A 4937-nucleotide genomic window follows, 5' to 3' on the forward strand; every position below is an offset into this window, starting at 1 on the left:
GCATATTAAAGACAACCGTTTGCAATTTCTTGATATGTTACTGAACTCTGACAATACGGCGCTTTCGGCACTTGATAGATTAAGCGTTGTAAATTATAGGATTTGTCAGTTTTAGCATATTTTGTTCCGGATATCCTCTTAGTTCCCGAGGTCGAAAGCGAACGTGAACTGAGTCAACAATCGGTTGCCACGGTGCAAACGGCGACATCCAGTATCCGGCGCCGTGCGCCGGACCCTGTGGTCGCATCAGTTGCCGTCAGGTGACCGCAGTCGGCACCCAGGCCGTCTCCGGCGGTGGGCTGGGAATCCGCGGCGGGCGCATGAGCGGCAGTTCCTTGACCATGAAGAAGCCGATCATCAGAAAGGGCGGCGAGTGAAAGGCCAGAAAGCGCCAGATGGAACCCGGCGCCAGGTCCATGAACATGATCAGCGGTCCCGCGGCCAACAGACCCAGGACCACCAGAATCCCGGCCAACCGCCGCGACACACAGACCCAGCGCGCCACCGGAAAACGCCGGTGGAAACGCGCCGGCGGCTCCGCCAGGGTGAGCGCCAGGTGCTCCACGGTCTGCACCAGTTTCTGTTCGAGCGCGGGCGTCCGCTTGGGCTCGCTCGCCGGCAGGCGCAGCAGTGATCGCCAACCGTTCTTGATGGGCCGCAGCGGCTTCCAGCTCCAGCCCAGGACCGCCAGCAAATCATCGGGTGGCGCGAACGGTTGCTCGGGTTTCGCCGTCAGATGGACTTCCGCCGGACCGCGGGTCCCGATCCCGGCATCCAGCGTCAGCTCGATGTTGCCCAGATCGGCCTTCGCCTCTCTCAGGACCAGATTGTCTTGCCCCGGCACGCCCCGGACGCTGCTCGGGTTGTAGATCAACCGGTAGCTGCGGGCGATGGTGACCCCGCGGCACACCTGGAAATGGACCTGCGCGGCAATCCGGTCCAACCGCTCGACCAGGTTCGCGGGGTCCGACCCCTCGACGCGCAAAGTGGCAGTTTCGCCCGACGGAATGCGCATGTTGCGGACGAGCCGGTACAGATCGGACCTTGGGTTCTCCAGGACCAGCGTCTCAGTCAGCGTCGGTCCGAACAGTGTCTTGGACGGATACTCACGCGGTTTGAAGACCAGGCGCCGCTCCGGGCGGTCGCTGGCCGCGAGGTCCAGTTGCCGGCCGCTGCGGCTGAAGGGTTCGACCAGGGTCAGAATCTCGTGATGCGTCAGTGGATTATCAGACATATCAACAAACGGAACCGGTGCTTTACGCACCCGGCGGCAGCAACTGACCGCGCTCGGTGCGAGAGGAAAAAGAGGATTCTTCCGCACATGAACGCACATGAATGCAAATTAAAGAGTCAGCTTCACTTTGCGTTTATGCGCGGACATTCAGCCCGCTTGTCCCCGCCTCAACGAATGGCCTCCTAGACCCGCGGCACCCGACTCGTCACGCCGGTGAACAACTGGTAGGCGATGGTGTCGGCGGCAGCGGCGACCGCGTTGGCGCTGACGCGGGCGCCCCAGAGTTCCACCGGGTCCCCGAGGCGGGCCTGCGGCAGGTCAGTCAGGTCCACCGTGAGCATATCCATGGAGACCCGGCCGATGATCCGAGTCAGGTGTCCGTTGACGGCCGCCGGGGTGCCGTCGCGCGCGTGGCGGGGATAGCCGTCCGCGTACCCGGCCGCGACCACACCCACCCGGGTCGGTCGCGCGCAGACGAAGCGCCCGCCATAGCCGATCGGCTCTCCAGGGGCCAGATCGCGCACGGCGATCAGGGCCGATTCCAGCGTCATGACCGGGCGCAGTCGGGCCGCCGATGGATGTCCATCGCCCAGCGGTGTGGCCCCGTAAAGCATGATGCCGGGGCGCACCCAGTCACCAACCGCATCCGGCCAGGCCAGCAGACCGGCCGAACTGGCCAGGCTGCGTTGCGCCTTGAGACCGCCGCAAACCGCGCCGAACAGGGCGAGTTGACGGCTGGTATAGGGCTGATCCGGCTCGTCGGCACGCGCCAGGTGTGTCATCAGCACCACCTCGCCCACCTGGGTCAGTTCGGTCAGCGCCCGATACGCCGACACCAGAGCCTCTGGTGTCAGACCCAAACGATGCATCCCGGAGTCCAGCTTGAGCCAACAGTTCAGCGGCCGGGCCGGACGGGCCGCCCGCACCCACTCCAATTGCTCCCGGCAGTGGACCACCATCGTCAGGCCCAGTTGATCGACCAACCGGATCTCATCCGGGGCGAAGACCCCCTCCAGGAGCAGGATGGGGTCACTGATCCCCGACTCCCGCAGTTCGGCGGCCTCCTCCACGCAGGCGACCCCGAAGGCATCGGCCTGCCCGACCAGCGCGCGGGCGACCTGGACCACGCCGTGACCATAGGCGTTCGCCTTGACCACGGCGACGACCCGTGCCGTTCCGGCCAGTTCCTTGGCATGACGCAAATTGTGGCGTAGCGCGTCCAGATCGATTCGGGCGCGCGTGGGGCGGCTCATGGCAGACCCCGATGCCGGATGGTCCGCCAGATCAGTTCGGCGCCGGCGAACACCGCCGCCGCGTCCGGCGCGATCCGCGCGCCCGCCGCCTGATAGGCCGCATCGTCCGCCCCGATGCCCGCCCCGGCCTGCGTCTCCACCAGCACCCCGTGGCCCTGATGGACCAACTCGGCCACCGACTCGGGGGTCAGGCCGACGCGATACTCCTGGGGTTTGATCTCGCGCGGTACGCCGATCAGCATCTTTGCCACCCTGATGACGAGTCAAGAACAAGCTAAACACTATCGTTGTCGTAATCGAGTTTACGACACCCACGAGGATGGTCTCGCACCGCGTCGTTTCGCCGACACCCGTTTTCGCGAAGGCTTTACCCTTGCCGCACCAGCGGCGACAGCTCCACCGTGGTCTGATCGTCCCTGACCCAGCAATGGCCGCCCTCGATGGTACAGGTCAGATCCATACTGCGCGCAACCAATGCGGTCAGCGCATCGACCTCGTCGGCATTCTCGAGGTCCAGCACCCGTAGGTTCGGCAGCCGCGCCAGGGCCTCGCTGTTCTGCTGCCACCACAGGGCGGCCGTCCGGCCACCGTAGCTGATCACCACCACCTGGCGGGCGCGCCCGCACACCTGCCTCAGGCGCCGCGCGTCGGGCAGGCCGACCTCGACCCAGAGTTCCAGCTCGCCGCTGAGACTGTGCTGCCAAAGATCCGGCTCCTCGTCCGTACTCAACCCCTTGGCGAAGGTCAGCAGCGGATCGGCGAGCAAGCAGAAGGCGAGCAGCCGGACCATCATCCGCTCGTCGGTCTCCGAAGGGTGGCGCGCCAGCGTGAGGGCGTGCGAGCCGTAATAGTGACGGTCCATGTCGCTGATCTGTACCTGGGCCTTGAACACGGTCGCCTTGAGGGCCATGGGTCTGTCCTGAATAGTGAAGCGGGTTGAACCGCTATCTTAACCCAAGTTTAACACCTCGGATTATTTCTCTCTTAAGATCATCCGCTTACAGCGGAAAAAAGCGCTCAGTGGCACTACATTCGTGAAACTTTGTGAAACCGGACGATTCAGACACCTATTTTCTCCCGGTATTCCTGAGCTTAATGACGTTCCAGCCCGCCCCGGCGAAGAGCCCTTCGAGCTCCTGCACGATGGAGCCATTGCCGCGCATCGGACCGTCCAGGCGCTGCAGGTTGCAGTTCATCACCACGATCAGATTGTCCAGCCGCTCGCGACCGGCGAGCGACAGCCCCGCCAGGGACTCCGGCTCGTCCATCTCGCCGTCGCCGACGAAGGCCCAGACTTTGCGGCCCGCGGTAGCGGCGATCCCGCGGTGTTCGAGATAGCGCATGAAGCGCGCCTGATAGATGGCCTGGAGCGCGCCCAGCCCCATCGAGCCGGTGGGGAACTGCCAGAACTGCGGCATCAGATAGGGGTGGCAATAGGAGCACAGGCCCTCGCCCCCAACCTCGCGCCGGTAGTGGTCGAGCTGAGCTTCGCTCAGCCGCCCTTCGAGGAAGGCGCGCGCGTAAACGCCCGGCGCTGAGTGGGGTTGGAAGTACACCAGGTCACCGTCCTGGCCGGCGCGAAAGAAATGAGCGCGATGGTGTTGCAGCAGCGCGTACTCCAGACCGGCGGCAGCGCCGCGCGCTGGGCGCGCGCCCGGTCGAAGCGTTTGCGCAGCAGGAAGGTGGCGCGGTTGCGGCCGTCGCACGCGATGACCGCATCGAGCGCTTGTAGCCACTCGGCCCAGTGGCCCGAGAGGCTGAAGTCGGCGTTGTCGTTCATAGCAGGCTCGGCGGCTCGATGGACGAAGCCGCAAGTATCCTCAGATGTCCGCGAACCGTCCAAGACCAGATGTGCGCCGGAGCTTGGCGGCGGCTCAGGGCACCCCAACGCGTCCCAGTCGCTCCCGAACCATAGTCCGGGCCTCGGACGAGACGGACAAGGCGTCGAAGCACCGCACCAGGTAGGCGGAGTCGTCGGCGAGCGCTTGGGTCGCACGCGCGTAGGCGAGGCGAACCGCCGGGCCATAGGCATTTTCCGCGATTCCGATCGCCTCGGCAGGGATTGGCCCCCAGTGGGCCGACATCACCAGTAGGTCCAGGACATCGCGGGCAAAGGTGCTGCGATCGGCCCAGCGGTCGCAGTTGGCCAGAAGCTTCTCGGCGAACAGGTCGGTGCGGGCGAGGATCGGCACGGGCAAGGGTTCCACCGTCTCGCAGCGTAGCGGAATACGCCCTTCGAGGACCACCTCGAAGCGAACCGGGACACCCTCCACCTCCAGCACAGTGCGAATCCCGTACCGGTCTGCCCGCACCTCACGCAACAGCCGCGGCGCAACGCGAAACAGTTCGCCGAGCGACCCCTCGCTCACGGTCGAGCGGATAGCGCGATACCCCTCGGTCGCGGCGCACAGGAAGTCGATGTCCACCGACTCGCGGTATTCGTCCAAGAC

The 4937-nt window shown here is 65.1% G+C and carries 5 protein-coding genes and 1 pseudogene; all 6 read right to left on the minus strand.

Annotation, left to right across the window (positions count from 1 at the left end; all coding sequences use genetic code 11):
- Window positions 1-256: 256 nt before the first annotated feature.
- On the minus strand, window positions 257-1234 hold the full coding sequence (locus tag QZY03_RS22140; protein ID WP_295584656.1) for a hypothetical protein: 978 nt from the start codon (window positions 1232-1234) through the stop codon (window positions 257-259).
- A 182-nt stretch (window positions 1235-1416) separates the two neighbouring features.
- Window positions 1417-2487, minus strand: coding sequence for an alanine racemase (gene alr / locus QZY03_RS22145; protein ID WP_295584657.1), 1071 nt, complete (start codon window positions 2485-2487; stop codon window positions 1417-1419).
- The gene (locus QZY03_RS22150; RefSeq protein WP_363168798.1) at window positions 2484-2729 is read right to left on the minus strand and encodes a hypothetical protein; all 246 of its coding nucleotides are present in this window, start codon (window positions 2727-2729) and stop codon (window positions 2484-2486) included. Before QZY03_RS22150 ends, alr begins: the two co-directional genes overlap by 4 nt.
- Window positions 2730-2854: 125 nt before the next feature.
- Complete coding sequence (locus QZY03_RS22155) at window positions 2855-3397, minus strand: YaeQ family protein (protein WP_295584659.1); 543 nt, start codon at window positions 3395-3397, stop codon at window positions 2855-2857.
- A 178-nt stretch (window positions 3398-3575) separates the two neighbouring features.
- Window positions 3576-4267: pseudogene (locus QZY03_RS22160) on the minus strand (hypothetical protein); the annotation flags it as partial.
- A gap of 94 nt (window positions 4268-4361) precedes the next feature.
- Window positions 4362-4937 (minus strand): nucleotidyl transferase AbiEii/AbiGii toxin family protein (locus QZY03_RS22165; RefSeq protein WP_295584660.1); only part of this gene is annotated, 576 nt, incomplete at its 5' end.

Source organism: uncultured Lamprocystis sp. (assembly GCF_903933125.1).
Lineage (GTDB): Bacteria > Pseudomonadota > Gammaproteobacteria > Chromatiales > Chromatiaceae > Thiodictyon.